We start from the raw sequence: 25,628 nt of genomic DNA on the forward strand, positions 1-25,628 counted from the left end.
GCCTGATGACGGCGATGACGCGGTTTCTGGTGGTCCTCAGTGACGTCCGGCCGGTGGAGGCCCAGGTGCGCGACGAGCGGGCCTGCCCCGAGCGCCGCCGCCAGGTGGTCGGCGCGAACAGCCGGGAGGCCGCAGACCGGATCGCCGGGGCGTTCGCCGCGCTGGGCATGGTGCGGGCCGGGCGGCAGCGGGTGAAGGTGATCGCCGTCGGGCGGCGGCGGCGCGTCCCACCCGCCGACCGGGCCTGACCGTCACGTACCGTATCGGGGCAGATGACCGTTCGCGAGGGTGGCTCGCGTCCTGCCGGGTATCACCATCGGCGCGTCGCCACCCACAGTAAGGTCAGTCGGGTGAGCGCAACTGACGGCTCCGCAGTCGCGTACCGAGAGGTGACCCGAGTGACCACCCCAGGCAAGACCCGCGTGGCGATCGTCTTCGGCGGTCGCAGCCCCGAGCACGGCATCTCCTGCGTCAGCGCCGGCAGTGTGCTCGGCGCGCTCGACCCCGACGAGTACGACGTGGTGCCGGTCGGCATCACCCGTCAGGGCCAGTGGGTGCTGACCAGTGGGGACCCGGGCGAGCTGGCGATCCGGGCGCGCAAGCTCCCGGAGATCACCGCCGGGGCCGGCGTCGAGGTGGTGCTCCGGGCCGACCCGACCGCCGGTGGCCTGCTGGTGCTCGACCCGACCGAGGGGCCCCGGGCGCTCGCCGACGTGGACGTGGTGTTCCCGGTGCTGCACGGCGCGTACGGCGAGGACGGCACCATCCAGGGCATGCTGGAGATGGCCGACATCCCGTACGTCGGCGCGAACGTCTTCGCCTCGGCCGCCGCGATGGACAAGGAGTTCACCAAGAAGCTCTGCGCCGCCGAGGGCATCCCGGTCGGGGCGTACGCGGTGCTGCGCAACGGGATGACGCTCAGCGAGACCGACAAGCAGCGGCTGGGCCTGCCGGTCTTCGTCAAGCCGTCCCGGGCCGGCTCGTCGTTCGGTATCACCCGGGTCGACGACTGGGCGCAGCTCGACGCCGCCGTCGCCACCGCCCGTGAGATCGACACCAAGGTGCTCGTCGAGGCCGCGGTGGTCGGCCGGGAGATCGAGTGCGGCGTGCTGGAGGGCGAGGCCGGTGGGGCGCCGGAGGCGTCCGTGCTGGCCGAGGTCCGGATGGTCGGCGACCGCGAGTGGTACGACTTCGAGGCCAAGTACCTCTTCGCCGACGAGGTCTGCGAGTACGACGTCCCCGCCGGCCTGCCCGACCGGGTCACCCGCCAGGTCCAGGAGTACGCCACCCGCGCCTTCACCGCGTTGGACTGCGCCGGCCTGGCCCGGGTCGACTTCTTCGTCACCCCCGACCTGGACGTCTATCTCAACGAGATCAACACGATGCCCGGGTTCACCCCGACGTCGATGTTCCCCCGGATGTGGGCGGCCAGCGGGTTGGAATACCCCAAGCTGGTCAACCGGCTGATCCGGACGGCCGTGCAGCGGCACTGACCTTCCCGCCGGCGACGGTCGGCCGCCCCACAGACCGGCGTGTTCTCCCGACGTCGGTCGACCACGTCTTCGGCCCCTGATCCGGGTGGTCCCTTACCGTCCTGCGGTCGTTGCTTTCCCCATCGGGCCGTGACCATTGCGCGGGCACATCCCATCGGTAAGAAAGTCGACGTTGTCGTGAGTCGGTCACGCCTCGGGTGGCACGGATTCCTGACAATGTCCGACGTTGTGATCAATAGTTCAACCTCAATATGCTTCCGGAGCCTGGATGGTGCAAGGGGCATAAGGAGGTCCTCTTGAAATCCGCTCTGCGTTGGACTGTGAGTGCCGGTACGGCATTTACCCTGATCCTGACCGGTGCGCCGGCAGCCGAGGCGAATTCCACCACGGTCGACCAGAAAGGAAACATCACCGCGATTGCCCGTACGCTGGACGGCCGGGCGATCACCAACGAGAAAATCGCCAAGGAGGTGACCGACTTCTGGACCCCGGCGCGCATGGCGTCCGCCGTCGACCTGGACTTCCCGAAGTCGGCGTCCGCCACCCAGTCGACCGGCCGCGCGCCGAGGCCGACCGGGCCGGCCGGTTCGGTCGCGCCGGTGACGCCGCGCATCGCCGGTGGCCCCAGCACGCTGCTGAACGAGGCGGTGACCGTGGGCAAGGTCTACTTCACCGTCCCCGGCGGCGGCACCGCCTCCTGCTCGGCCAGCACGGTCGCCAGCGCCAAGCGGCGGCTCGTGGTGACCGCCGGCCACTGCGTTCACCAGGGCGCCGGCGGTGGGTGGTACACCAACTGGCAGTTCGTCCCCCGGTACCGCAACGGCGTCCGGCCGTTCGGCACCTTCGTGGCGTACACCCTCTCCACCCGTGGCGCGTGGGCCAGCTCGTCGAGCTACGCCGAGGACATGGGCATCGCGGTGATGTCCAACGGCGGCATCTACAACGCCAAGGTCGTCGACACCGTCGGCGGCAACGGGCTCCGGTGGAACTGGGGCTACAGCGTCGCGGTCACCGCCCTCGGCTACCCGTCCAACCTCGGCGGCGGTGAGAGCCAGCAATACTGCCAGGGCACCACCTGGGACGCCGGCGGCCAGCAGATCCGGATGTACTGCAACATGACCTACGGTTCCAGCGGCGGCCCCTGGTTGCAGGAATACAACGACTCGATCGGTGCCGGATACATCAACAGCACCGTCAGCCACGGCGACAATCCGGGTAACGGGCAATTCGACGGCCCGTACTACGACGACGACATCAAGAGCCTGTACGACTACGCAGAAGCCGGCTCTCCGGCCTGATCCCTCTCCCCACGACAGCGCCCCGGCCGCCGGCCGGGGCGCTGTCGCCGAGTGCAATTACCAGACTGGTTCTCGGGAGAAGAACTGTCCCGGGATTCAGGCTGGACGTGCCTGGGCTGGACCGCAGGCTACGGCGGCTGATGTCCCTTGGCCGGCCTGCCGTACCCCGGCGCGCTGCACGAAGATGCTCCGCCGGGCCACCGCCCGGTCCCGGGCGTCGAGCTGGTAGACGTCGAGCCACACCCACCCGTCGTACGTCGGCCGGGCGTCGATGCGGATCAGCCGGCACCGGATCGGGCGGATGAACTGCACACTGGCCGCCCGGGTGATCAGCAGCAGGTCACCGGGCTTCACGGCGCGGCCGGCCCCTGCCGCTCACCGGCACCGGCACCGGCACCGGCACCGGCACCGAGGGCGGGGCGGTGTGGTGTGGTGGGGAAGTGGGCGGCCGGGTCGGTCGCGCCAGGCGCGGAGGGTCTCGGCAGCTGAGGTGAGGCGGCGGCAGGAGCCGTCGGGCCGGCAGCGGGGGCAGGCGTTGCGGTGGCGGAAGTCGACCACGTAGCCGACCATCAGGACGCGGAACGGCGGTTCGGGTCGCCCCTCACGCATCGCGGGTGCCCCGCTGGACGCGTCGATCCTCGTCCCCGCTCGCCGGGGTGCGCCGGGGCGATGGCCTCATCGGCGGCGCTCCTCGACCGCGTGCCGGGCCCGCCACCGCGCGGCCGGGGTCATCAGTGGCCAGTCCCGCGCGAAGATCACCATCGGGCTGTTCCACGCCGGCCGCCCCGTCCCGCCCTCCCCGCAGGGTGTGCCGGGCAGGCGGCGTGGCGTGATCGACTCACCTGAGCCGATATTGCGGTTTCCCGGCGCGGCGATACCGCATTTTCGCCCCAGGTCAGATCGCGGTCGGCCTGGTCCGGCCGATCCGTCTACTCTGGCCGGTGATTCGGGCGGGTCGGCGTGTCGCGCGGGGGCGGATGACCGACGACATCGATCGGATGACCTTTTCGCTGGAACCACTTCCATCGGGCCACGCGCCACCTCCATTGCTCGTCGACAGGCGCTCTGCCAGCCACGATCCGAGAACAGCGGCGACCCGTGCAATGCTCCAGGTGAGACATTCGCCCGTATGACGCACCTTGTGGGCGACGAAGCGAAAGCGTCGCACGGCGTGCCTGATGACGTGTCGTGGTGAGACAGGAAGGATGGTGTCCGGGACGGAGATCGGCTCGACCGTGCCGGGAAGGTAGCTCGGCCGACTGCTACGACAGGCCCGGGAAGTGGCCGGTTTCGGCCTGGGGGCCGCCGCGTCCGACCTGGAGTGGCCACGCCCCAAGATGTGCCGAATAGAGGCGGGGCAGACGCCGCTGCGCGCACTCGACGTCGACCAGATGTGCCGCCTCCACGGCACCCCGTCCGAGCTGACCGAAGTCCTCGTGAGCCTGGCCTGACCGACCCACCCGGGGCACCCGTCCGCGCCGGAACGGGCTTCCGGCCCGGTGGCCCGGGGTCCGCCAAAGAGCCCCCGAGCCGGTGGCCGTGGTGCGTTCAGTGGAACTGTCCGGGCTGGTAGGCGCCGGCCGGCTGCCGGGTGATGATGTTCATCCGGTTCGCCAGGTTCATGAACGAGATCAGGAACACCAGCGCGACCAGTTGCTCGTCGTCGTAGTGCTTGGCGGCGTGCGTCCACACCTCGTCGCTGACCCCGCCGGCCGCGTCCGCCACCCGGGTTCCCTCCTCCGCCAGTGCCAGCGCGGCCCGCTCGGCCTCGGTGAACACCGTGGCCTCCCGCCAGGCCGCGACCAGGTTCAGCCGCACCGACGTCTCGCCCGCCGCAGCGGCGTCCTTGGTGTGCATGTCGACGCAGACGGCGCAGCCGTTGATCTGGCTCACGCGCAGCGCCACCAACTCCTGGGTGGCGGTCGGCAGCGGTGACTCCTTCAACGCCTTGCCCGCCGACATCATGTGCTTGAGGGCCCTGCCGGCGGTCGGGGCGGCGAGGAAGTTCAGTCGGGCGTCCATGATGTGCTCCTCTGCGGTCGTTCATGGCTACACCCCTGAGACGGGGCAGCCCACCGCCCGGTGACACGTCCGAACGTGACCCGCATCTCGCCGCTCGGCGGCTGACGTCGCCCGCTAACGGGGGCGGGACCCCCGCATGAACTGGTTGACGGCGGTCTGGGTGATCCCGTCGAGCAGTTCTGCTGCCACCAGGTTGCCGTTGACCAGGGTGGCGATGCCCTGCAACGTGGCGAACAGCACGATGCCGGCGTGCTCCGGGGGCCCGGGCTCCAGCACGCCCTGGGCCTGCCCCTGGGCGATCAACTCGTGCATCAGCCCGAACGGCCCGGCGGCGGCGACGACGAGATGGTCGGCCCCCTCCCGGTGCTTGGCGGTGAACATCAGCTCCAGCAGGGCGGCGTCCTCGGTGGCGAACCGCAGGTAGGCGGCGGCCATGGCGTGCAGGCGCGGTCCGAAGTCCGGCCCGGCGGCGGTGAGCGCCGCGTGCAGCTCCGCGTGCAGCCGGGCGAACCCGGCCTCGGCGAGGGCGTCCAGCAGCGCCTGCCGGTCCGGGAAGTGCCGGCGCGGCGCGGCGTGACTGACGCCGACCTCCCGGGCCAGTTCGCGCAGCGAGAGCTGGCCCGCGCCGTGTTGGCGCAGGCTGCTCTCGGCTGCGGCGAGCAGCGTCGACCGCAGGTTTCCATGGTGGTACGCGGGCACGACGGTCATGGTAGCCGGAAAGATGTCGCCGTTGCCGACATTGTTGTCGCCGTATACATTGTTGGCCATGACAACATTCACGACCGCCCAGATCGCCACCCTGACCGGCCGTACCGTCATCGTCACCGGCGCGAACAGCGGCATCGGCCGGGTCGCCGCCGGGGCGCTCGCCGCCCGGGGTGCCCGCGTCGTCCTCGCCGCCCGCGACCTCGCCAAGGGTCGGGCCGCCGCTGCGGGCATGACCGGCGACGTCGAGGTGCGGCGGCTCGACCTGGCCGACCTCGCCTCGGTGCGCGCGTTCGCCGAGGGCTGCGTCGGGCCGATCGACCTGCTGATCAACAACGCCGGGCTGATGATCCCGCCGCTCGGCCGTACCGCCGACGGTTTCGAGCTTCAGTTCGGCACCAACCATCTCGGGCACTTCGCGCTCACCAACCTGCTGCTGCCCCAGATCCGGGGGCGGGTGGTCACCGTCGCCTCCTCCGCGCACCGGGCCGGGAAGATCGATCTCGCCGACCCCAACTGGGAGCACCGGCCCTACCGGGCGTTCCCCGCGTACGCCCAGTCGAAGCTGGCGAACCTGTTGTTCACCGCCGAACTGCACCGCCGCCTCGCCGAGGTCGGCTCGCCGGTGCTGGCGACCGCCGCCCACCCCGGCCTGGCCGCCACCAACCTGCTCGGGCACCTCGCCAACGATCGCTCCCTGCGGCAACGGCTCCAGACGACACTGGTCAACCGCTTCGCGCAGAGCGGCGACGACGGCGCGTTGCCCACCCTCTACGCGGCGGTGGCCGACGTCCCGGGCGGCAGCTACGCCGGGCCGGACGGCTTCTTCGAAGGGCGCGGTGCGCCGGAGCTCGTCGGCCGGTCGAAGGCCGCCCGGGACGGCAACGTCGCCCGTCGCCTGTGGACGGTCTCCGAGGAACTGACCGGCGTCACCTTCCCCCTTGCCGCCCAGCCCACCCGGTAGGTGGCCCCGGGGCGGGTGCGCCGGCAGGACCACAGGTGGCGGACCCGCCCGAGCCGACCTGTGCCGGGCACCGGCGCTCTCGCTGCCGGACGTCGTCTGCCGCACGGTTAGGGTGGGACATGGTGTTCTGGCAGCTGACGATCGATGCGAACGACCCGTCCCTGCTGGCCCGGTTCTGGGCGCAGGCGCTGAGCTATCAGTCGACGCCGCCGACGCCGCCGCAGACCACCTGGCACGCGCACTTCCACAGCCGGTTGGGTGGGCAAGCGGCATTCGAGGATCGGCTGTTCGACCCGGCCGGGCTGCGCCCACCGATCTGGTTCCAGCGGGTGCCGGAGGCGAGGGCCGGAAAGAACCGGCTCCACCTGGACATCTACCCCACCGGCCGGGACGACGCCCTGCCCCAGGCGCAGCGGATCGAGATCGTCGAGGCGAAGGTGGCCGAGCTGGTCGCCATCGGCGCGACCGTCCAGCGCCGGACCCGGGGCGACGACCCGGCCGACCTCTTCTACTACGTCACGATGCACGATCCGGAAGGCAACGTGTTCTGCGTGAGCTGACCGGCCACGGCGTAGCCGTCGGTTCCGGCCGGCGAGGGCCGGCCAGCCCCCGCCGGGCTCGTCCAACGGTCGTCGGGCCACGGCGTCGGGCCACGCCGGTGGGCACGGCGTACCCCCGGGCGGAGCGGAGCTGGGCCACGGCGGTCGGGGGCCGGCGGGGCGGGCGCACCGACCGCCCGGTGTCGGCGCTCAACGTCGGCGCAGCGCCGGGTCGAGCAGGGCGGGCGGGGTGTCGTGCTTCTCGTCCGGAGCGAGGTCGACGCCGGGGGCGACGATCGCGTCGATCGCGTCGAGCACGTCGGCGGTGAGCACGGTGTCGGCGGCGGCGAGCTGGGACCGCAGGTGGTCCATCGTGCGGGGACCGATGATCGCGCTGGTCACGGCGGGATGCGCGGTGACGAACCCGAGGGCGAGCTGGATCAGGGTCAGCCCGGCCCCGTCGGCCACCTCGGCCAGCTGTTCGACCGCGTCGAGCCGGGCCCGGTTGGCGGCGATGGTGAGATCGAAGCGCTGCGGCAGGACGTCCGCGCGGTGGGTGCTGATCTCCCGGCCCGCGCGGACCGCGCCCGACAGCCAGCCGGAGGCGAGCGGGCTCCAGGCGAGCACGCCCAGCCCGTACTGCGCGGTGACCGGCAGGACGTGCGCCTCGATGCCGCGTTGCAGGATCGAGTAGCTGGGCTGCTCGGTGACGTACCGGCCCAGGTGGTGCTCCCGGGCGGCCCACTCCGCCTGCACGAGCCGGTACGCCGGGAACGTCGAGCAGCCGAAGTAGCGGATCTTGCCGGCCCGCTGGAGGTCGGTCAGCGCGGACAGGGTCTCCTCGTCACTGGTCGTCGGGTCCCACCGGTGGATCTGGTAGAGGTCGACGTGGTCGACGCCGAGCCGACGCAGGCTGTCGTCCAGCGCGGTGACCAGCCAGCGTCGGGAGCTGCCCTGGTGGTTGCGCTCGTCGCCCATCGGCATGGTCGCCTTGGTGGCCAGCACGATGTCGTCGCGGCGGCCGGCGATCGCCCGGCCGACCAACTCCTCCGACTCGCCCTGGCTGTACCGGTCGGCGGTGTCGATCACGTTGATCCCGCCCGCCAGGGCGGCGTCGATGATCGCGGTGGCCTCGTCCTGGCTGGTCCGGCCGATGGCACCGAAGTTCATCGCGCCGAGCGCGAGGGTGCTGACCTGCACGCCGGTGCGGCCGAGGGGGCGGTAGTGCATAACTGTTCCTCCGGGCGGGATGGGGGCAGGTGGATGGTGACGCGGCCTGGTCCCCAGCCGGGGGCTCTGGCATCATGGGGTCAAGCGGAACCGCGTTCCGCTAAGGAATATACGGAACGATGTTCCGTTTGCCAAGGGGGTGCGGGCACGGTGGCTGGCAGCGACCGCGGTTCGGGGACATCGACCCCGCGTAAGCGGGCCGACGCCCGGCGCAACGAGGCGACCCTGCTGGCGGCCGCCGCCGCAGCCTTCCTCGCCGCCGGAGTCGATGCACCGGTACGCGACATCGCCGCCCGGGCCGGCGTCGGCGTGGGCACGATCTACCGCCACTTCCCGACCCGGGCCGACCTCATCGTCGCCGTCTACCGGCACCAGGTGCAGGCGTGCGCCGAGGCCGCGCCGACCCTGCTCGCCACCAGCGGTACGCCGCACGCCGCCCTGACCGCCTGGATCGACCTCTTCGTCGACTTCCTCACCACCAAGCACGGCCTCGCCGAGGTGCTGAACTCCGATTCCGCCGCCTTCGAGACGCTGCACGGGTACTTCCTCGACCACCTCGTCCCCGCGTGTGCCCACCTGCTCGACGCCGCCGCCGAGGCCGGCGAGATCCGTCCCGACACCAACGCTGAGGAACTGCTGTTCGCCGTCGGCAACCTCTGCGCCGGCCGCGCCCCCCACTACGACGCCCGCCGCATGGTCGGGCTCCTCGTCGCGGGGCTGCGCCTGCGGTGAGGGGCGGTGTCCGGCATCCCGGGCACCGCACCCTCGGGTGGACCGCGTCCGTTCAGCCGTGCCGGTCAGCCGCAGGCTGGCGCGAGTAGTGCTCGGCGCCGGTGACGAACACGACCTCGGCCCCCGTCGCCCGGAGCTGCTCGGCCCGCTCGGCGCAGTCGAGGAACAGCGCGCGGATCAGGTCGGGTTCCAGCTCCAGTGGATACGGCGAGAACCAGACCTCCAGGCCGAGTTCGGCGGCGGCGCGGGCGGCGGACTCCCGCCGCCCGGGATCCCTGCCGACCAGGTGGACGGCGGTGCAGTGCAGGTCGTCCCGAATGATGGCCAGCTCCCGCCGGACCACCTCGGGGTCCCAGCGCGGCACCGACCTGACGCCGTCGGTGACGAAGCCGGTGTCGTAGGCCATGCCCTTGGCGCGCATGTCGGTCCCTTTCGGTCGTGGTGCTCCAGGAGTGCGGGGGACCGTAGCATATTATTGCGTGCACGCAATTTTGCGTGCACGCACCGTGTGTGCGACAGTGGCACCGTGACCGGTCCATCGACCCTGCGGGAACGAAAGAAGCGGGCCACCCGGGAGGCGCTCCAGTCGGCGGCGCTGCGCCTGGCGCTGGAACGGGGGCCGGACAACGTCCGCGTCGAGGAGATCGCCCAGGCGGCCGGCGTGTCGCCCCGGACCTACAACAACTACTTCGCGAGCCGGGAACAGGCGATCGTCGCCGGGGTCGCCGCGGACCGTGCGGCGGCAGTGGCGGCGGCCGTGCTCGCCCGGCCCGCCGGGGTCGGCCTCGGCGACACGGTCATCGACGCCGTCGCGGGGCTGTACACCGACCCCGGTGACCACCCGCCCGCCACGCTGCTGATGATCGCCGCCAGCCCCGCGCTGCGCGCCTGCTACGTCGAGGCCCTCACCACGTTCGAGGAGCCGCTCGCCGCAGCGGTCACCGCCCGCTGTCCAGGCATCGGACCCCTGGCCGCCCAGGTGCTCGCCGCCGCTGTCGGCGCGGCGGCCAGGGTGGCGCTCCGGCAGTGGCTGCACGGCACGACCGAGGTGCCGTCGATGGCCGGTTTCGTGGTGCCGTCCGGGCCGCTGCCGGACCTCGTCCGGGCCGCCCTGCTGCCGCTCGCCCCCGCGCTCGACGCCGCGAAGCCCTGACCCGCCGTTCGCCTGCCACCCGCAACCCCGCCCCCGTCGGGTGGGAGACGGTCGCGCGTGGTGCCGACGCGCGATCCGGTCCCGGCCCGGCGGGGGCGGGTGTTCGAGGTGGGTCGGGCCCGGACCAGACCCGACCCGGCGGGGTGGCCGCCCCGGCTGGGGTGGTCAGGTACGGGACAGGGCGCGGTCGCTGACCGAGGACTGGAGCCCGAACTGGCGGGCCCGGCGCTCGGCGAAGTCGGTCAGCCCCTGGCTGTCGGCGTAGTCGAGGCTGTAGAGGTCCAGCTCCAACTGGAGCAGCTGCTCGGCGATCTGGGCGTGGAACTCCAGCACGTCGGGCGGCCACGGCGCGTAGCCCTGGTCGGTCCACCGGGCCGAGAAGGACTCGAAGACGATCCCGTCGACGATCTCGGCCAGCCGGGGCAGCATGCCGAAACCCCGGTTCGCCAGCAGGTACGCCGGCCGGGCCTCCTCCCGGATGGCGGCGACCAGGGTGAGCAGGTGCGGCACGTCCTCCGGGAAGGTCAGCTCGACGTTGAGCGTGTCCAGGAAGAGCCCCGCGAAGCCCTGCGCGATCGCCTGCTTGGCCTGCCCGACCACGTGCGCCACCCAGTCCGGGTGGTCGACGTGGACGAACGCGCCGCCCCAGTCCGGGTTGCGTTCCTGCCGCTGCCAGGGCGCGGGCGGCCCCTGGTCCTCCGACAGCGACAGGTAGCCGAGGGTCTGCACGTCCTGCTCCGCGAGGTAGCGCAGCTCGGCCGACCGGTAGAAGTCCGGTTGCAGGACCACCCGCACGTACCGGGACAGCTCGGGCAGGCGGCCGTCGCCGTAGTAGAAGCAGATGGGGCGTCGGCTCATCACGCCCACCCGTGCTCCCGGTACCAGGCGAACGTGCTGCGGACGCCCTCCTCCAGGCTGACGCTCGGCTCGTAACCGGTCAGCTCCCGCAGCCGGGACAGATCCGGGCAGCGGCGGGCGACCGATCCCGGCGGCGCGGTCCCGGGCGCGATGGCGGGGCTCACCCCGGCCACCCGCAGGACCAGCTTGGCCAGGTCGCCGATGTTGGTCTCCTCCCGGTCGTTGCCGATGTGCACGATCTGACCGGCGGCGGCCGGTGCCCCCATCAGCCGCAGCATCGCCTCGACCGCGTCGTCGACGTGGCAGAACGCCCGGTACTGGTCGGCGCCGGGGACCGGGAACGGATCGGCCCCCCGCAGGGCGCGCAGGGACATCTCCGGGATGACGTGGTCGGCACCCATCCGGGGGCCGTACACGTTGTGGAACCGGCCCACCACGGTCTCGAAGCCCCGAGCCCGCGCGGTGTGCAGGAACGCGGCCTCGCCGAGCAGTTTGCTGGCCGCGTACGCGAAGCGGGGGGCCGCGATGTCGGAGATCATCGTCGGCACCGCCTCGGACGTCGGCACCGGCACCACCCCGGCCGTCACGCCCCCGGCGTAGACCTCGCTGGTGGAGGCGAAGAAGACCCGCTCACCCGGGGCCACCCAGTCGAGCAGGTGCAGCGCGGAGAGGGTGTTGACCCGGATCACCCGGGCCGGGTCCTGCTCCACGTTGCGCACCCCGACGACGGCGGCGAGCAGATAGATCTGGTCCCAGCCGGTGGGCAGGGCGGCCCAGGTGTCCGGGCTGGTCAGATCGCCGGAGACCACCTGCACGGCCGGATCGGCGCGCAGCAGGTCGAGGTCGGCGTCGTCCCGGCCCCGGGAGAAGTCGTCCACGATCGTCACCTGGTGACCGTCGGAGACGAGGCGGCGGGCGAGGTGCAGGCCGATGAAGCCGGCACCGCCGAGCAGCAGGGCCCTCATGCGGACACCGCCCCGGCGGCCGACGCGCCCGCACCGGCAGCGGCGCCGACCGCACCGCCGTCGTCGCCCGGACCGGTCGGCGCGGGTGGCAGGTAGCCGAGTCCGGCGTAGCGGACCCCGGCGGCCATGACCGCGTCGCCGTCGAGCACCCGCCACGAGTCGTAGACGAAGGCCGGCGGCGTCGCGCCGAGCACCTCCGGCACCCGCAGCGCCCGGTAGTCCGGGTGGTCGTTGATGATCAGTACGGCGTCCGCCTCGGTGAACGCCTTGTCCAGGCTGACCGGCTCGCCGCCGTACTGCCGGATCACGTCGTCGGTGACCATCGGGTCGTGGCCGAGGACGGTGACCCCGGCGGCGGAGAAGACCCGCATCATCGGCTCGATCGGAGTGCCGCGCATGTCGTCGGTCGCCGGCCAGCCCTTGTACGCCCAACCGAGCACCGCCAGCCGGGCACCGAGACTGCGCCCGCGCGCCTCGACCAGCATCCGGACCACGGTCTCGCCGACGTGGATCGGCAGGTACTCGTTGAGCTGGCGGGCCTTGCCGACGAGGAACGGCCGGCGGTCACCCGCACTGTCGATCATGATGTACGGGTCCTTGGAGAGGCAGCCGCCGCCCACGTACCCGGGCTTGGCCAGATCCGGGCGCGGGTAGTCGACGTTCGTCGCCCGGATCACCTCCAGCGGGTCGAGGCCGTGCCGCTCGGCGATCAGCGCGATCTCGTTGCCGAACGCGTAGATCAGGTCGGTGTGGCAGTTGTTCGACAGCTTCACCAGCTCGGCGGTCTCCAACCCGGAGACCGGGACGACGGTGCGCGCCAGCCCGTTGAAGAACTCGATCCCGGCGGCGAGGCTCTCGTCGTCCAGGCCGCCGACCACCTGCGGCAGCTCGACGAGTTCCCGCAGCGCCTGCCCCTGGATGGTGCGCTCCGGGGCCATCACCAGCCGGACCCGCTCACCCCAGACGGCCTGCAACTCGGGCAGCACCACCCGGCGGCTGGTGCCGACCGGCACGGTGCTGCGCACCACCACCAGGGTGTCCGGGCGGCAGCTGCCGGCCACCACCCGGGCGGCGGCGGCCAGGTTCGCCAGGTTGGGGCGGTGGGTCATGTTGTCCACCGGCGTCGACACGCTGATCACCGCCACGTCGACGGTGTCCTTCGGCAGGTCGGCGGCGACGTGGATGCTCTTGCCGAGGTGGGCGGCGAAGACGTCCTCGATGCCGGGCTCGAAGATGTGCGGCCGGCCGTGCGAGAGCGCGTCCAGCACCGCCGGCGAGACGTCCGCGCCGTACACCGTGAAGCCCTTGTCGGCGAGGGCGGCGGTGAGGGTGAGCCCCACGTAGCCCAGGCCCACGACCCCGATCTTCGTACTCATGCGGTGTCCTCTCGTTTTTTGCGGGTGTGTCGTGATGGGGGAGCGGTCCGCGCGGCTCACCGCGCCTCGCCGGCGGCCCAGATGTCCTTGATCGATGTCTCCAGGTCACGCACGGGCGACCAGCCCAGCTCGCCGGCCCGGCCGATGTCGGCCTGGATCCAGTCGACCGCCTGCGAGCGCTGCGGCCCGACGCCGGCCTCGCGGATCCGGCCGTCGTAGCCCGCCGCACCGGCCAGCAACCCGACCGCCTCCCGGGCGGTGACCGCCCGGCCGCTGCCGGCGTTGACGACCCGGTGCCGCAGTCCGGGGGTGAGCGTCGCCGCGACGATCAGCGTGGCGAGGTCCCGCACGTCGACGAAGTCCCGGTACGCCGACAGCGGCCCCAGGGTGATCTCGGTGGCCCCGTCGGCCAGCGCGGCCCGCAACCGGGCCGCCGCCCGACCGAGCAGGTTCTCCTGCGACATGCCCGGACCGATCGGGTTGAAGACCCGCAGCGAGACCGCGTCGACCTGGCCGGCCTCCCCGGCGAGCTGGAACAGCCGGGTCCCGGCGAGGTGGCTGACGCCGTACTCGCTGACCGGTCGGGCGGGGGCCTCCTCGGTGACCGGCACCCGGTCCGGCACCGGCCCGTACTCCCCGGCCGAGCCGAGCCGGACCAGCCGGGCCTGCGGCGCCGCCTCGGCCGTGGCCGCCAGCAGCTTCGCCGCGACCAACGTGTTCGCCGTGACCAACTGGGCGGCGGAGCCGGTGAGGGCGCCCACGCAGTTGACCACCGCGTCGGGGCCGACCTCGCGCAGCAGCCCCGCGAGCGCGGCCGAGGTGCCGTCGAGCAGGTCGTGGGCGGCCCGCCCCGGGCAGATCACCTCGGCCACCCGGGGGTCCGCCGCCAGCGCGTCGCGGGCGTGCCCGCCGATGAAGCCGGACGCCCCGAAGAGCAGCACCCGCGTCACGTCAGCTCCCCGGCCCGCACGACGCCCGGCAGGTCCGCGACGCCCGGCAGGGCGGCGACGGCCAGCGGCTCGGCCCCGTCGCCGACGGCGACCTCGATCGGCCCCGGTCGGCTGGGCAGCAGGATCGGCTTGAGCTGGGGGAACGAGCGGTTCGCCTCGTCGTAGTCCTCCGGCCGGCCGATGTCCAGCCAGAACCCGTCGAACGGGTACGTCATCGGCGGGTCACCACCGGCGAGCAGGTCCAGCACCAACCGGTCGAAGCCGAGGGCCAGCCCGGCCGGGTAGGGCTCCAGGGTCCGCCGGGACATCCCGTAGACGCCCATGCTGACCGGGTAGTGCAGCGACGGCTTCTCCCGGAACCCGACCACCCGGCCGGCCTCCACGTCGAGCACGCCGAAGTCGATCCGGTGCACCCGTTCGGAGGTCGCCAGGGTCAGGCCGGCCCCGGAGAGCTGGTGGCTGCGCAGCAGGTCGCCGTAGTCCAGGTCGGTGAGGACGTCACCGTTCATCACCAGGAACTCGTCGGGCAGCCGGTCCTTCAGGCCGAACAGCGGGCCGACCGTGGACAGCGGCCGGTCCTCCTCGATGTAGTCGATGGTCAGGCCCCACCTGTTGCCGTCGCCCACGAAGGCCCGGATCAGCGGGCCGAGATGGTTGATCGCCAGGGTCACCGAGGTGAACCCGCGCGAGGCGAGCTGGTCGAGCACGATCTGCAGGATCGAGTGGCTGTCCCCGATGGGCATCAGGGGTTTCGGCAGCGTCGTGGTGTACGGCTTCAGCCGCACCCCTTTGCCGCCGGCAAGGATCACCGCGTGCAACCGGACCTCCCCATAGGTCTCGAGTGGACTATCGGTAGTGCCGAACCTGCCCGATCACCGGAAACAGACCGAGCGCGAACAGCGCCTGGAGCAGCAGCACGCTGCCCAGGTACAGCGAGGTGTCGGTGACCGGGCTGCCGCCCTGCCCGAGCAGCGGGGCGACGCCGAGCAGCGCCCCCAGGCCGACGTGCAGCACGATCACGACCGTCATGGACAGGCACAGCCAGCCGTACCGGCCCTGACCGGCGAGCAGGAAGGCCAGGTAGTACGCCCCGGCGAGGGCCACGTGCGCGGCCGTCATCACCACTCCGGCGGTGGAGAGCACGCCCAGCCCGGTGAGCGCGGCGAGCAGCAGCACCCCCAGCACCGCCGGCACCGCGAGGCACGCCGCGACCTCCCGGCCGATGGCCTGCCAGATTCCGACGACGAAGCTGCGCGGGAGCCGGGCCCGCCGGGACAGCGCCACCCCGCCCGCCCAGAACCGGCTGGTCCGCCACTCGACGAACCCCATGGACAGGATCAGCGGCACCGCCGACGCCGCGACGTCCCACTGGCCCAGCAGGTACGGCGCCTGCGCGTGGAAGAGCAACGCCGCCGAACAGAGCCCGTAACCGGCGACGCCGAGCAGGGTGGACGCCGGTGGCCAGAGCGGGTCCCGGGGCGTCGGCTCCCCGGCCCGCGCGGCGGCCCGGGTGGCCCAGAGTCCGGCGGCGAAGGCGGCCAGCACGCCGAGGGCCGCCGCGCCCACCGCCCAGCGCCGCGCGGTCGCACCGCCGGTGGTCAGGAAGACCGCGCTGCCCAGCACGGCCGGGACCATCGCCCCGGCCAGCCAGCCCTCCCGCCGGTAAAAGATCAACAGCGTGCTGGCCAACTGGTACGTCAGCTGGCCGAGCATCATCGCGGCGAGCGGCAGGCCGCCGTAGGGCAGCATCACCGCACCGGCGGCCAGGCCGAGCAGGGGCGCGGCCAGCGCGGCGATCCGCAGCACCCGGCTGGCCGAGCGGGCCCGACCGAGGCCGAGCAGGCGGAACGCCGCGTAGGCGACCATCCCCGACCAGATCCAGCCGACCGTCCCGGCGAGAATCAGGCCGACCACCAGGCCCGGTCGCCCCACTACCGACAACACGGCCGGGAACGCGGCGCTCGGCAGCACGTAGAGCAGGCCGTGCGAGATGGTCCGCAGGTCAGCCCACCGGTCCGGGTGGGAAGTCGACGCGGTGCGCGGCCGGTCCACCGCCTCCGGGATCGGCCCCAACCGCCGGAACACCTCCAGGGCGAGGACGAAGACGTCCCGGTAGCCGTACTCGACCTGGGCGGCCCGGTCGGTGTGCCCGTCGGCCTCCAGGGCGGCGGCGACCTGGAGCGCGTCCACCGCCCGGGTCAGCTGGGGCCGGACCCGCTCGACCAGGTCGTCGACCGGGTCGGTGGAGATCCGGGGCAGCAGGATCGTGCGTTCGGGCCCGTCCGCCCGGTCGTCGGCGGTCGGCCCCGCCTCGGTGGTCATGGTGGCCACGGGCCGGAACAACGGGTCGGTGACGTCCGGGTCGTTGGCGTCGGCCATCAGCGGCCGCCGGTGGCGCGCAGGATGCCGACCGTCGGCTCGTCGTCCGGGTGCGCCCCGGCGGGCGGGGTTACGGCGGGCTGCGGCAGCTCGGACCCGGACGAGTTCGGGTCGTGGCGGGTCCGGTAGGCGGCGGACGAGTACTGCTCGGGCCCCCGCTGGCGGGGCACCCGGGCGGCGACCGGCACCGCCTCGGGCCGGACGGTGACCGGGGTCGGCTCGGGTCGGGCGGCGACCGGCATCACCTCGGGTCGGGCGGCGACCGGGGTCGGCTCGGGTCGGGCGGCGACCGGCACCGCCTCGGGTCGGGCGGCGACCGGGGTCGGCGCGGGGCGGGCGGCGACGGACGCCACCCCGGGACGGGTCGTGCGGTTCGGGACGCGGACCCAGCCCTGGGCCTGACCACGCAACCGCTTCGGGGCGGGGGAGGTGCGGGGCGTGGCGAGTCCCTCGTAGATGTCGCGGTACGCCTGCAACGAGCGTTGCAGGGTGAACCGCTCCAGCACCCGGTCCCGGGCGGCCGCCCCGAGGCGCAGCCGCAGCTCCCGGTCGTTGAGCATCCGTACGCAGGCGGCGGCGATCGCGGGGACGTCCCGCGGCGCGACGACGAAGCCGGTGTCACCGACCGCCTCGGCGACCCCGCCGACGTTGGTGCACACCGTCGGCCGGCCGCACGCCATCGCCTCCACCACCGTGTAGGGGAAGCCTTCGGAGATGCTGGTCAACGCGACCAGGCTGCCCGCGTGGTACGCCTCGACGGCACTGCCGACCCGGCCCTCCAGGACCGCGTGCCCGGTCAGCCCGAGCTCGTCGATCAACGCCGCACAGCTCTCGTGGTAGACCTTGTTGGCGGCCGGCGTCCCGCCGAAGATGCGCAGCCGGGCGTTCGGGATCTCCTCGCGGACCAGCGCGAACGCCCGGATCAGGGTGTGCAGGTCCTTGAGCGGGTCGATCCGGCCCATGAACGAGATGGTCGGCACGTCCGGCTCGCCGGCTGCCGGCGGGAACTCGTCCGGGTCGACGCCGTTGTACATCGTCCACATCCGCTCGGGGTCGGCGCCGTTGTGCAGTTGCCAGCGCCGGTTGTACTGCGAGTGCGGCGCGAGCGCGCCGGTGATCAGGTAGGCCGCCCCGGCCAGCGAGCGGAAGAAGCTCAGCACCAGCACCCGGACCGGGTGCGGCGCGTCGTCGTGCAGGTAGGAGATGTAGCGTTCGCGCAGGTAGATGCCGTGCTCCGAGAGCACCAGCGGGGTGCCGTACGTCCAGGTGGCCGCCATCCCGACGAGCGTGGAGAGACCGTTCATCGACGAGTGCACGATGTCGGCGCGCACCGGTGGCGCGCTCAGCGGCCGCAGCATGTGCGAGATGAGCCAGGCCGCCTCCAGCGCGTCGGCGACGGTGGGCGCGGGCCCGGTCTCCTCGACCCGCAGGGTGTGCCAGGCCTCCAACATCATCCGCAGCGCCTCGTTGGACAGCAGGGCCGCGCCCAGGTCGCCGCCGCCGGAGGCGTACTCGAACATGCCCCGCAGGGCGAGCAGGAAGGTGCTGCGGTTGACCGCGCCGGCCTGGGAGCGGGTCGACTCCAGGGGGGTGACCAGCGCCCGCAGGAACACCTCGTAGGACTCGATGAACTCCGCGCCGGGTCGCCCGGAGGGGACCAGCACCCCCCGCCGGGGGCGGCGGCCTGTCGGCCGGCCGCCCCACAACGGGATCGAGTGCACGCGGTCGAGGTTCGCCGGCCGGTCGAACACCGGCTCCTCGGTGCCGTCCACGGTGAGCGCCACGACCTCCCACCGGTAGTCCGGCATTCCTCGGATGAGCTGTTCGCACCAGATGCTCACCCCACCCATCGCGTATGGGTAGGTGCCCTCCGAGACCAGCGCGATCCGCACCGGTTCCCCCCCGTTCCTCTGTGCTTGGCTGAGCCGTCCCGCGCTACGCGCGGGGAGCGGCGTTGAACGTCACTGCGGTGTTCGCCGCCAGCGTCACCGGCACGGTGACGTCGGAGCCGTACGTGCCGGCACCCGTGGTGGCCGCGGTCACGCCACCGAGTTGCAGCGAGCCGGCGGCCGGCGAGGTCACCGTGATCTCCCCGGTGGTCCGGTCGTAGATCGCCGACGCCCCGGCGCCCAGCGCCGCGAAGTGGGCCGTCCGGGCCCTGGTGTAGGCGGCGATGTCGGTCCACGCCGAGTTGAGCAGCGGCACCGAGTAGAGCGAGTCGTACTTGGTCAGCACGGCGTCGACCCAGTCGGTGAGCAGCGTGTTGCCCGAGCCGTAGTCACGCACGTTGGCGATGTGGAACGTGTGCGAGTAGATCGAGCCGGACGACACGTGCTGCAGCCCCACCGTGGACTCGTAGTCCAGGACCTGGGCGTAGGTGCGGTCGGTGGGCCAGTACGGGAAGACGCCGGTCGGGCCGTAGAAGGAGTTGTAGAAGTGCGCCTCCTCCGCCTGGTTGGTGGTGTGGTACGCGATGTTCGTCGGCCAGCACGGCACCACCGCGATGCTCGGGTCCAGCGGGTGCGCGGTGGACCCGTTGAAATTCGCCGGCACGTGGCTGGCGAACGACATGTTGCCGGCCAGCGTGGTGATGCCGAGATCCGCCGCCGCCTCGATCAGGTCCGGGTTGGACGCGGTGAGGCCGTGGTCGGTGAGCACACCGCTGGAGTTGTTGTAGACGCCGAGACCGGAGTACTCGGGGGTCTTGAGCACGGTGGCCGGGGGGTTCAGCCCGATGGCGGTGCCCGCGCTCTGGTTCTCGGTGATCTCTTCGTGGTTGGTGGCGTAGTCCGTGGTGTTCAGCGCGGGGTGGCTCAACGTGTGGTTGATCCACCGGAAGTTGTTCTTCAGACACTTCGTGGTGGCGGTGAGGGTGTTGGCGTCCCCGTTCGGGCTGCACGTGTTGCCGGCGAACGGGTCGATCTGCGCGCCGTTGTAGGGGATGTTGAAGGTGAAGCCCGAGGCCAGCGGGTGCGCGGTGCGCAGCGCGGTCTGCTTCGCGTCGAGGTTGACCGCGTCGTGCCCGGTGGTCCGGATCGCGGGGCCGTAGTCGACGGTGCCGTCGTCCATGTAGTGGGCCGAGGCGGCGAACCAGTCGTCGATGTCGACGTTGAGGTGGTGCTTCTGCTCACCGAGGAACAGGCCCTTGGTGGCCCACCGGAACAGGCCGTAGACCAGCAGGTCCGCGTGGAGCAGGTACTGGTTCGCGGTGAAGGTCAGCGCGATCCGCTCCCGGCCGTCGGGCGACGTGGTGCTCACGGCCAGCACGTCGGAGCCGTTGGTCATCAGGGCCTCGGCGTTGCAGCCGGCCCGGATCGAGGTGCGGTAGACGTACGACTGGGTGATCGGGATCTGGGCGGTGCTCTTGAGGTAGTCGAAGACCGCCGCGCCGCTGCTGGTCAGCGAGACGGGCAGCGGGGTCTCGCCGACCGCGCCCTCACCGGCGGAGTTGAGGCAGTAGTCCTCCGGCCAGGTGCCGTAGCTGGTGTAGAGGGCGACCTGCCGCACCTCGAAGTTGCGCTCGTAGGACCAGAGGGTGTTCCACTCCGTGTTGGTCAGGCCGCTGAGGTAGCTACCGCCCGACTCGTAGAGCTGCATGCTGTTGGTGAGGATGACCGCGTTGTACTTGCCCACCCCGTTGCCGTCAACGAGCGTGCTCGCCGAGACCGTCTGGGTGGTGGTGTAGAGGATGTCGTAGCTCGCGCCGACCCGGTTCAGGGTGGTGGTGAGCGTGGCCACGCCGAAGTCCGTCGGGTCGGTGGCCAGGATCAGCGTCCGGAGCGCGACCTTGTCGTTGATCGCCTGGGTGCCCACGCCGCCGCTGCGGGCACCCGACGAGGGCTTGGTGACCTTGACGGTGCCGGACCGGGTGGGCAGCGGTCCGGGTCGGGCCTCCTTCTTGCTCGCGATCTGGCCGAGGCCGGGTGCGCTCGGCGGCTGGGCCACTGTGCCCGGCGCGGTCGGCGGCTGGGCGAGGCCCGGAGCCTGGGTGCCGAGCAGGACCGTGAGCGCGGTCAGCCCGGCGAGGGCGAATCGGTTCGCGCGACGGCGCGTAGGTCCGGTGGGGACCATGTGGTGACCTCCGATGAGGAGACGAACAATGCCGCCTGTCCTGTATGGACGGCGGGGTTGCTATCGAAGGCTAGCAATTGTTCGTGCGGATTCCGCGCTCAATCCTGTCGCATGTGGAGCATTGACGCAAGCAGGGTCGGGTGTTAGCGGCCAGCTCGCGGATTCAACTTCCGGTAACGTGGTTTTCGCCGATCTTGACGGTGAGTTCCCTCGGCGTCAGCCGTGTTGACGTGCTCTTTTCCGGGGATGCCGAAACATGTCATTCACGTTCACTTCACAGGGTTGTAGCCGACGGGGGCCAGAATGTTGTCCTCGGTCGGGTGTGGACGGGGTGGCGCATCGGCCATTCGCTCCGGGTACGGCAATCGACGTGCGGCAAAATTGGCCGATCAGTCCATGCTGGTCCGCCGATCAGCCGACTGTCGGGCCATCCCTTCGGTCGATCGGGTCGATGTTGCCCGGTCCGGGGCGGGCCGAGGTAGCGAGGTTCCGGTGTTTCTGCAGGTGGAGGTCATGTTGATCGTCGCCGGCGGGGTGCTGTGCGCGCCTTTTGTAGGGCAATCGCTTGATCCACTATGGATCGCGGAGAATGTTGAGTTCTTCGACCGACCCGTCGGGTGAATCCGGCTGGAAATGGCGAATACCGCAGCGGTGAACGCGGGGTCGGCCAGTGCCGGCGGTTGCCTTTCCCAGCGCCAGGAGTTGCCCATTCCCAGCCAATGGAATCGGTCTGCTGTTTCATCTATCAGCATGCATGGGCCAAATCGTTTTGGGGTGCCCCACCGGTTTCGTGGAACTTCCACGGGACGCAAATGCAGGAGTGGATGTGCGCGGTCTGTGCCCATCTACGGGGCCGGATGAAAAGGCAGGCACCGGACCGGGTCATCCCAATCACGGCCCTTGCGGTGGGTCGGCGGAGGCGGCTCACCACCGCCGACCCGCCGCATTTCCACCGGCCCGGTCTCTTCTGTCCGGCCCGCCGGCCGACGGTGGCCGACCCGGCGGCGCGGCCGCTGCGCTCAGGGCCGTCGCAGGTCGGGGGTCGTGGCCAGCAGGAGCGTCGACCCGGCCGCGAAGACGGCCGCTGCGGCGAAGACCAGGCCCGGTGCCGCGTGGGTCAGTGACCAGGCGAACGCCGTGCCGGCCAGGACCGGCACCACGGTCTCGGCGGCGGCATCGATCCCGGTCAGCGCCCCCTGCACGGTGCCCTGCTCGTCGGCGCGGACGGCCCGGGAGAGCCACGACTGCGCGGCGGCCCCACCGACCGAGGCGAGCACGCCGACCGCCTGGAGCAGGTGGAGCAGCCAGGACGTCGTGGCGAACGCCGTACCCGCCAGCGCGGCGACGCCGAGCACCCCGCCGGCCACCGCGGCCCGCTTGTCCCCGAGCCGGCGCACGATCGGCCCGACGGCCCTGGCCTGGAAGAGCGCCCCGGCGAGCGCCCCCGCCGCCAGCACCGCGCCGACCCGTGCGGTGCCCCAGGCGAACTGGTGGGTGAGGAAGAACGTCCAGGTCGACTGGTGGGTCATCCGGGCGACGTCGGCGCAGAGCCGGGCGTACCCGAGCCGGCCGAGCACCGGTCGACGCAGGACGACGGCGATGGCGCTGACCGGGTTCGCCGTCCGCAGGGTCAACGGGGTCGTCCGGTCCCCGGGCCGCGACTCGGGCAGCACGAACCAGCCGTACCCGACGTTGGCGAGGGACAGTGCGGCGGCGGCGAGGAACGGCAGGCGGACGTCGACGGCGCCGAGCAGACCGCCGATGGTCGGGCCGGCGACGAAGCCCAGCCCGAACGCGGCACCGACCAACCCGTACGCGCGGGCCCGTGCCTCGGGTGGCGTGACGTCCGCGAGGTACGCGTTGACCACGGTGTAGGTGCCCGCGCAGGCACCGGCGAGCGCATGGAACAGCAGCAGCGTCCACGGGCCGGGGGAGATGGCGTGGGCCAGCCAGTCGACGCCGAGGCAGCTCAGCGAGACGAGCAGGACCGGCCGCCGGCCGTACCGGTCGGAGAGCCGGCCCAGCAGCGGCGAGACGACGAACTGCAACAGGCCGTAGACCGAGCCGAGCAGGCCGGACCAGCGGACAGCGGCGCCGGCGTCCTCGGTGACGGCGCTCAGCAGAGCCGGCATGATCGGCACGACCAGGCCGAGCCCGAGCATGTCCAGGAAGACGGTGACGAGGAGGAACGAGAGGGCGGGTGCCCGGCGCATGACGGCTCCTGGGTGGCGAGGGGGCAGGGCCCCCTCGCCACCCGCGGTCAGCCGCAGGTACGGAGGATCAGATTATCGGTGCCGTCAAACGATTTTTGGTCGTGGTCGCCACCGGGCGGCTGCCGGGACCCCGCCACCGGGCGGCGGCGGGGACCTCAGCGCCGGCAGCCGGACGGGCTGTCGCCGGCGGACGGCACGGACGCGACCACCGCGTCGGAGATCGGGGTGAGCCACTGCAACGGCCCCTCGTACGCCCGGGGCACCGTCACCGTGACCCCGGTCTCCCGGTCGAGCGTGGTGAGCACGGTGGCGTCCGACCGTTCGGCGGCATACCAGCAGACCCCGTTGACGGTCCACACGTCGGCGGTGGCGTCCACGGTCGGTTCGGGACCCCCGCAGGCGACGGTCAACGCCGGGTCACCGTACGCGGCGTTCTGCTCGGCCCCGGCGGTCACCGGGCGCTGGGCCAGCTCCCGGACGGTGGCCGGCAACTGCGACACCAGCGCCAGGCACACCACACCGGGCCGCTGGGCCAGCGCCGGGGCGGCCATCTCGACCGGGGTGCTGGACTGGCCGCGCAGGGTGGTCGGCGACGCGCTCGGCGCGGCGGCCGGCGGGTCCGGGGACAGCTTGGCGAAGGTGAAGCCCGCCACGGCCACCGTCACCGGGACGGCGACCAGGCTGGCGAAGAGCGCGGCCCGGCGGGTCGACCGGTCCCAACCGGCCCGTCGGCCGTCGGCGGCACCGGCCCCGGGCCGGTCGGCAGCGGAACCGGCAGCGGCCCGGTCGGTCGCCGGGCCGGCGGAGGGCCGCCCGGCAGCCGGGCCGGTGGTGGGTACGGCGTCGGTCGGGGTCTCTGGGGAGGAAGTCTTCTCGTCCACTTACAGGCGCACCACCGAACACGTGAGGGTGCGGGTGATGCCGGGCACCATCTGCACGTTGCTGACGATCAGTTTGCCGAGCTCGTCGACGGTGTTCGCCTCGGTGAGGACGACCACGTCGTACGGCCCGGTGACGGCGTCGACGCGTACCACGCCGGTAAGGTCCGCGATCAGACCGGCCACGTCCCGCGCCCGGCCCACCTCGGTCTGGATGAGGATGTACGCCTGTACCACGACTCGACCTCCGTCCGTCGCCGCCCAGGGGCGGCCCGAAGGGTGAAAATACCCTACGGAGCAGGGGCGATCCCTATCGGTGGTCGAGGTCAAGCAGCTAGCGAGCGTGTCGGAAGGAAGACATGGGTGTCGCGGACGTGGGCGAGTTCGGCCTCATCGACCGGGTGACCGCCCGGCTGACGTACGGATCGTCCTGCCTGCTCGGGCCGGGCGACGACGCCGCCGTGGTGGCCGCCCCCGACCGGCGGGTCGTCGCCTCCACCGACGTGCTGGTCGAGGGGCGGCACTTCCGGCGGGACTGGTCGAGTGCCCGGGACGTCGGGCACCGGGCGGCGGCGGCCAACCTCGCCGACATCGCCGCGATGGGCGCCACCCCGACCGCCCTGCTGGTGGCCCTCTGCATCCCCGCCGACCTGGACACCGCCTGGGCGGAGGAGCTGGCCGACGGGCTGGCCGCCGAGGCGGCGCTGGTCGACGCGGGCGTGGTCGGCGGGGACATGTCCGCCAGCGCCACCCTGACCATCGCGGTGACCGCCCTGGGTGACCTGGACGGCCGGCCACCGGTGGTCCGCTCCGGCGCCCGGCCGGGTGACGTGGTGGCCCTGGCCGGCCGGACCGGATGGGCCGCCGCCGGGCTGACCGTGCTCTCCCGGGGGTTCCGCACCCCGCGCCTGCTGGTCGAGGCGTACCGGCGGCCGGAGGTGCCCTATCCGGCCGGGCCGGAGGCCGCCCAACTCGGCGCCACCGCCATGATCGACGTCTCGGACGGGTTGCTGGCCGATCTGGGCCACCTGGCCAAGGCCAGCGGCGTCGGCGTCGACCTGCGCCGGGACGGCTTCGAGGTGCCCCGGCAGATGAGTGACGCCGCCCAGGCGCTCGGCGTCGACCCGTACACCTGGATTCTGGCCGGTGGCGACGACCATGCTCTGGTCGCGACCTTCCCCCCGGCGGTGGCCCTGCCGCCGTCGTGGCGGACGGTGGGCCGGGTGGTCGAGGGCGTCGGGGTGACCGTCGATGGTGACGCATATGACGGACCGGTCGGCTGGGAGCACTTCCGGTAAGGAGCGGTCGTACCCTTCACCCGTGAGTGAGATCGAGATCCGGCCGCAGGGCTTCGACTCGCCGGTGGCGCAGACGTTGATCCGGGCGACCCTGGCCGACCTGGGCGTCCGCTACGGCGGCAGTGGCGACGAGACCCCCATCGACCCGACCGAGTTCGTCCCGCCGCACGGCGACTTCCTCGTCGCCCAACTCGACGGCGGTCCGGTCGGCTGCGCGGGGTGGCGCAGTCACGGCGAGGACGCCGCCGAGCTGAAGCGGATGTACACCGTGCCGGCCGTCCGGGGGCGCGGGGTGGCCCGTGCCCTGCTCGCCTCGGTCGAGGAGTCGGCCCGGCGGCACGGGCGCAAGCGGATCGTCCTGGAGTGCGGCGACCGGCAGCCCGAGGCGGTCGCCCTGTACACCTCGGCGGGGTACGAGCGGATCGCCAACTTCGGCTACTACGCCGACGCCCCCGGCTGCCTGTCGTTCGGCCGGGTGCTCTGACCCGCGCCCGGCGGCCGGGC

At 72.4% G+C, this 25,628-nt stretch carries 27 protein-coding genes; 11 read left to right on the forward strand and 16 right to left on the reverse strand.

Features of this window, described 5'->3' with window-relative positions; all coding sequences use genetic code 11:
• Window positions 1-14 precede the first annotated feature (14 nt).
• From ACQP1S_RS07130 to ACQP1S_RS07140, 3 genes are all read left to right on the forward strand, one after another.
• A complete protein-coding gene (locus ACQP1S_RS07130) occupies window positions 15-248 on the forward strand; it encodes a hypothetical protein (protein WP_432904403.1) in 234 nt (77 codons plus the stop codon).
• Between the two features lie 150 nt (window positions 249-398).
• On the forward strand, window positions 399-1,493 hold the full coding sequence (locus ACQP1S_RS07135) for a D-alanine--D-alanine ligase family protein (protein ID WP_363667127.1): 1,095 nt from the start codon (window positions 399-401) through the stop codon (window positions 1,491-1,493).
• 251 nt (window positions 1,494-1,744) lie between these two features.
• Entirely contained in the window at window positions 1,745-2,791 is a 1,047-nt protein-coding gene (locus ACQP1S_RS07140) for a trypsin-like serine peptidase (protein WP_432904406.1), read from the forward strand.
• 96 nt (window positions 2,792-2,887) lie between these two features.
• Here the strand turns inward: ACQP1S_RS07140 and ACQP1S_RS07145 are convergent, their stop codons facing one another.
• Window positions 2,888-3,145: a hypothetical protein gene (locus ACQP1S_RS07145; protein ID WP_432904409.1), complete on the reverse strand. Its 258-nt coding sequence runs from the start codon at window positions 3,143-3,145 to the stop codon at window positions 2,888-2,890.
• 926 nt (window positions 3,146-4,071) lie between these two features.
• Between ACQP1S_RS07145 and ACQP1S_RS07150 the strand changes: the two genes are divergently transcribed.
• Window positions 4,072-4,242, forward strand: a complete 171-nt coding sequence (locus ACQP1S_RS07150; RefSeq protein ID WP_432904411.1) for a helix-turn-helix domain-containing protein — start codon at window positions 4,072-4,074, stop codon at window positions 4,240-4,242.
• Between the two features lie 97 nt (window positions 4,243-4,339).
• On the opposite strand, the gene ACQP1S_RS07155 is transcribed toward ACQP1S_RS07150, so the two are convergent.
• Both ACQP1S_RS07155 and ACQP1S_RS07160 read right to left on the reverse strand, forming a co-directional pair.
• Complete coding sequence (locus ACQP1S_RS07155; RefSeq protein ID WP_091245708.1) at window positions 4,340-4,813, reverse strand: carboxymuconolactone decarboxylase family protein; 474 nt, start codon at window positions 4,811-4,813, stop codon at window positions 4,340-4,342.
• Between the two features lie 114 nt (window positions 4,814-4,927).
• Window positions 4,928-5,581 (reverse strand): TetR/AcrR family transcriptional regulator, encoded by a 654-nt coding sequence (locus ACQP1S_RS07160; RefSeq protein ID WP_432904413.1) that lies wholly within the window; start codon window positions 5,579-5,581, stop codon window positions 4,928-4,930.
• On the opposite strand from ACQP1S_RS07160, the gene ACQP1S_RS07165 reads away from it, so the two are divergent.
• On the forward strand, window positions 5,580-6,482 hold the full coding sequence (locus ACQP1S_RS07165; RefSeq protein ID WP_432904415.1) for an oxidoreductase: 903 nt from the start codon (window positions 5,580-5,582) through the stop codon (window positions 6,480-6,482). The genes ACQP1S_RS07160 and ACQP1S_RS07165 overlap by 2 nt on opposite strands.
• A gap of 119 nt (window positions 6,483-6,601) precedes the next feature.
• A complete protein-coding gene (locus ACQP1S_RS07170) occupies window positions 6,602-7,042 on the forward strand; it encodes a VOC family protein (RefSeq protein ID WP_432904418.1) in 441 nt (146 codons plus the stop codon).
• Window positions 7,043-7,231: 189 nt separating this feature from the next.
• On the opposite strand, the gene ACQP1S_RS07175 is transcribed toward ACQP1S_RS07170, so the two are convergent.
• On the reverse strand, window positions 7,232-8,251 hold the full coding sequence (locus ACQP1S_RS07175; protein WP_432904420.1) for an aldo/keto reductase: 1,020 nt from the start codon (window positions 8,249-8,251) through the stop codon (window positions 7,232-7,234).
• A gap of 150 nt (window positions 8,252-8,401) precedes the next feature.
• On the opposite strand from ACQP1S_RS07175, the gene ACQP1S_RS07180 reads away from it, so the two are divergent.
• Window positions 8,402-8,983 carry a TetR/AcrR family transcriptional regulator gene (locus tag ACQP1S_RS07180; RefSeq protein ID WP_432904422.1) on the forward strand — a complete coding sequence of 194 codons (582 nt, stop codon included), beginning with the start codon at window positions 8,402-8,404 and terminating at the stop codon, window positions 8,981-8,983.
• A 52-nt stretch (window positions 8,984-9,035) separates the two neighbouring features.
• On the opposite strand, the gene ACQP1S_RS07185 is transcribed toward ACQP1S_RS07180, so the two are convergent.
• Window positions 9,036-9,404: a hypothetical protein gene (locus ACQP1S_RS07185; RefSeq protein WP_432904425.1), complete on the reverse strand. Its 369-nt coding sequence runs from the start codon at window positions 9,402-9,404 to the stop codon at window positions 9,036-9,038.
• Between the two features lie 105 nt (window positions 9,405-9,509).
• Between ACQP1S_RS07185 and ACQP1S_RS07190 the strand changes: the two genes are divergently transcribed.
• The gene (locus ACQP1S_RS07190; protein ID WP_432904428.1) at window positions 9,510-10,136 is read left to right on the forward strand and encodes a TetR/AcrR family transcriptional regulator; all 627 of its coding nucleotides are present in this window, start codon (window positions 9,510-9,512) and stop codon (window positions 10,134-10,136) included.
• Between the two features lie 165 nt (window positions 10,137-10,301).
• On the opposite strand, the gene ACQP1S_RS07195 is transcribed toward ACQP1S_RS07190, so the two are convergent.
• From ACQP1S_RS07195 to ACQP1S_RS07230, 8 genes are read right to left on the reverse strand one after another with little or no spacing between them, the layout of a single operon-like run.
• On the reverse strand, window positions 10,302-10,994 hold the full coding sequence (locus ACQP1S_RS07195; protein ID WP_245722509.1) for a hypothetical protein: 693 nt from the start codon (window positions 10,992-10,994) through the stop codon (window positions 10,302-10,304).
• A complete protein-coding gene (locus tag ACQP1S_RS07200) occupies window positions 10,994-11,959 on the reverse strand; it encodes an NAD-dependent epimerase/dehydratase family protein (RefSeq protein WP_432904431.1) in 966 nt (321 codons plus the stop codon). Before ACQP1S_RS07200 ends, ACQP1S_RS07195 begins: the two co-directional genes overlap by 1 nt.
• Window positions 11,956-13,335: a nucleotide sugar dehydrogenase gene (locus ACQP1S_RS07205; RefSeq protein ID WP_363667104.1), complete on the reverse strand. Its 1,380-nt coding sequence runs from the start codon at window positions 13,333-13,335 to the stop codon at window positions 11,956-11,958. Before ACQP1S_RS07205 ends, ACQP1S_RS07200 begins: the two co-directional genes overlap by 4 nt.
• Window positions 13,336-13,391: 56 nt before the next feature.
• A complete protein-coding gene (locus ACQP1S_RS07210; protein WP_432904434.1) occupies window positions 13,392-14,285 on the reverse strand; it encodes an NAD-dependent epimerase/dehydratase family protein in 894 nt (297 codons plus the stop codon).
• Window positions 14,282-15,094, reverse strand: a complete 813-nt coding sequence (locus ACQP1S_RS07215) for a sugar phosphate nucleotidyltransferase (protein WP_432907849.1) — start codon at window positions 15,092-15,094, stop codon at window positions 14,282-14,284. Before ACQP1S_RS07215 ends, ACQP1S_RS07210 begins: the two co-directional genes overlap by 4 nt.
• A gap of 37 nt (window positions 15,095-15,131) precedes the next feature.
• The gene (locus tag ACQP1S_RS07220) at window positions 15,132-16,664 is read right to left on the reverse strand and encodes a hypothetical protein (protein ID WP_432904436.1); all 1,533 of its coding nucleotides are present in this window, start codon (window positions 16,662-16,664) and stop codon (window positions 15,132-15,134) included.
• Entirely contained in the window at window positions 16,664-18,556 is a 1,893-nt protein-coding gene (gene pelF, locus ACQP1S_RS07225) for a GT4 family glycosyltransferase PelF (protein WP_432904439.1), read from the reverse strand. The genes ACQP1S_RS07220 and pelF overlap by 1 nt, the downstream gene beginning before the upstream one ends.
• A 43-nt stretch (window positions 18,557-18,599) precedes the next feature.
• Window positions 18,600-20,735, reverse strand: coding sequence for a hypothetical protein (locus tag ACQP1S_RS07230; protein ID WP_432904442.1), 2,136 nt, complete (start codon window positions 20,733-20,735; stop codon window positions 18,600-18,602).
• Between the two features lie 492 nt (window positions 20,736-21,227).
• Between ACQP1S_RS07230 and ACQP1S_RS07235 the strand changes: the two genes are divergently transcribed.
• Window positions 21,228-21,356, forward strand: a complete 129-nt coding sequence (locus ACQP1S_RS07235; protein ID WP_432904444.1) for a hypothetical protein — start codon at window positions 21,228-21,230, stop codon at window positions 21,354-21,356.
• 398 nt (window positions 21,357-21,754) lie between these two features.
• Here the strand turns inward: ACQP1S_RS07235 and ACQP1S_RS07240 are convergent, their stop codons facing one another.
• The 3 genes from ACQP1S_RS07240 to ACQP1S_RS07250 all read right to left on the reverse strand — a co-directional run bounded on the left by ACQP1S_RS07240 (window position 21,755) and on the right by ACQP1S_RS07250 (window position 24,063).
• Window positions 21,755-22,948: an MFS transporter gene (locus ACQP1S_RS07240; RefSeq protein WP_432904446.1), complete on the reverse strand. Its 1,194-nt coding sequence runs from the start codon at window positions 22,946-22,948 to the stop codon at window positions 21,755-21,757.
• A 155-nt stretch (window positions 22,949-23,103) separates the two neighbouring features.
• Window positions 23,104-23,829 (reverse strand): DUF3515 family protein, encoded by a 726-nt coding sequence (locus ACQP1S_RS07245; protein ID WP_432904449.1) that lies wholly within the window; start codon window positions 23,827-23,829, stop codon window positions 23,104-23,106.
• Window positions 23,830-24,063, reverse strand: coding sequence for an Lrp/AsnC ligand binding domain-containing protein (locus ACQP1S_RS07250; RefSeq protein WP_067305404.1), 234 nt, complete (start codon window positions 24,061-24,063; stop codon window positions 23,830-23,832). It lies immediately after the preceding gene.
• Window positions 24,064-24,185: 122 nt separating this feature from the next.
• On the opposite strand from ACQP1S_RS07250, the gene ACQP1S_RS07255 reads away from it, so the two are divergent.
• Window positions 24,186-25,124, forward strand: a complete 939-nt coding sequence (locus tag ACQP1S_RS07255) for a thiamine-phosphate kinase (RefSeq protein ID WP_432904452.1) — start codon at window positions 24,186-24,188, stop codon at window positions 25,122-25,124.
• 22 nt (window positions 25,125-25,146) lie between these two features.
• The gene (locus ACQP1S_RS07260) at window positions 25,147-25,608 is read left to right on the forward strand and encodes a GNAT family N-acetyltransferase (protein WP_091245759.1); all 462 of its coding nucleotides are present in this window, start codon (window positions 25,147-25,149) and stop codon (window positions 25,606-25,608) included.
• Window positions 25,609-25,628 lie beyond the last annotated feature (20 nt).

It is taken from the genome of Micromonospora matsumotoense, from assembly GCF_050951065.1.
In the GTDB taxonomy this organism is placed as follows: Bacteria; Actinomycetota; Actinomycetes; order Mycobacteriales; family Micromonosporaceae; genus Micromonospora; species Micromonospora matsumotoensis.

Excerpts from the sequence above, each read along its gene's own strand:
- ACQP1S_RS07130 (WP_432904403.1), top strand. The coding sequence starts at position 15 with ATGACGCGGTTTCTGGTGGTCCTCAGTGACGTCCGGCCGGTGGAGGCC.
- ACQP1S_RS07140 (WP_432904406.1), top strand. The coding sequence starts at position 1,745 with ATGCTTCCGGAGCCTGGATGGTGCAAGGGGCATAAGGAGGTCCTCTTG.
- ACQP1S_RS07155 (WP_091245708.1), bottom strand. The coding sequence starts at position 4,813 with ATGGACGCCCGACTGAACTTCCTCGCCGCCCCGACCGCCGGCAGGGCC.
- ACQP1S_RS07165 (WP_432904415.1), top strand. The coding sequence starts at position 5,580 with ATGACAACATTCACGACCGCCCAGATCGCCACCCTGACCGGCCGTACC.
- ACQP1S_RS07160 (WP_432904413.1), bottom strand. The coding sequence starts at position 5,581 with ATGGCCAACAATGTATACGGCGACAACAATGTCGGCAACGGCGACATC.
- ACQP1S_RS07170 (WP_432904418.1), top strand. The coding sequence starts at position 6,602 with ATGGTGTTCTGGCAGCTGACGATCGATGCGAACGACCCGTCCCTGCTG.
- ACQP1S_RS07175 (WP_432904420.1), bottom strand. The coding sequence starts at position 8,251 with ATGCACTACCGCCCCCTCGGCCGCACCGGCGTGCAGGTCAGCACCCTC.
- ACQP1S_RS07185 (WP_432904425.1), bottom strand. The coding sequence starts at position 9,404 with ATGCGCGCCAAGGGCATGGCCTACGACACCGGCTTCGTCACCGACGGC.
- ACQP1S_RS07195 (WP_245722509.1), bottom strand. The coding sequence starts at position 10,994 with ATGAGCCGACGCCCCATCTGCTTCTACTACGGCGACGGCCGCCTGCCC.
- ACQP1S_RS07200 (WP_432904431.1), bottom strand. The coding sequence starts at position 11,959 with ATGAGGGCCCTGCTGCTCGGCGGTGCCGGCTTCATCGGCCTGCACCTC.
- ACQP1S_RS07205 (WP_363667104.1), bottom strand. The coding sequence starts at position 13,335 with ATGAGTACGAAGATCGGGGTCGTGGGCCTGGGCTACGTGGGGCTCACC.
- ACQP1S_RS07220 (WP_432904436.1), bottom strand. The coding sequence starts at position 16,664 with ATGGCCGACGCCAACGACCCGGACGTCACCGACCCGTTGTTCCGGCCC.
- ACQP1S_RS07230 (WP_432904442.1), bottom strand. The coding sequence starts at position 20,735 with ATGGTCCCCACCGGACCTACGCGCCGTCGCGCGAACCGATTCGCCCTC.
- ACQP1S_RS07240 (WP_432904446.1), bottom strand. The coding sequence starts at position 22,948 with ATGCGCCGGGCACCCGCCCTCTCGTTCCTCCTCGTCACCGTCTTCCTG.
- ACQP1S_RS07255 (WP_432904452.1), top strand. The coding sequence starts at position 24,186 with ATGGGTGTCGCGGACGTGGGCGAGTTCGGCCTCATCGACCGGGTGACC.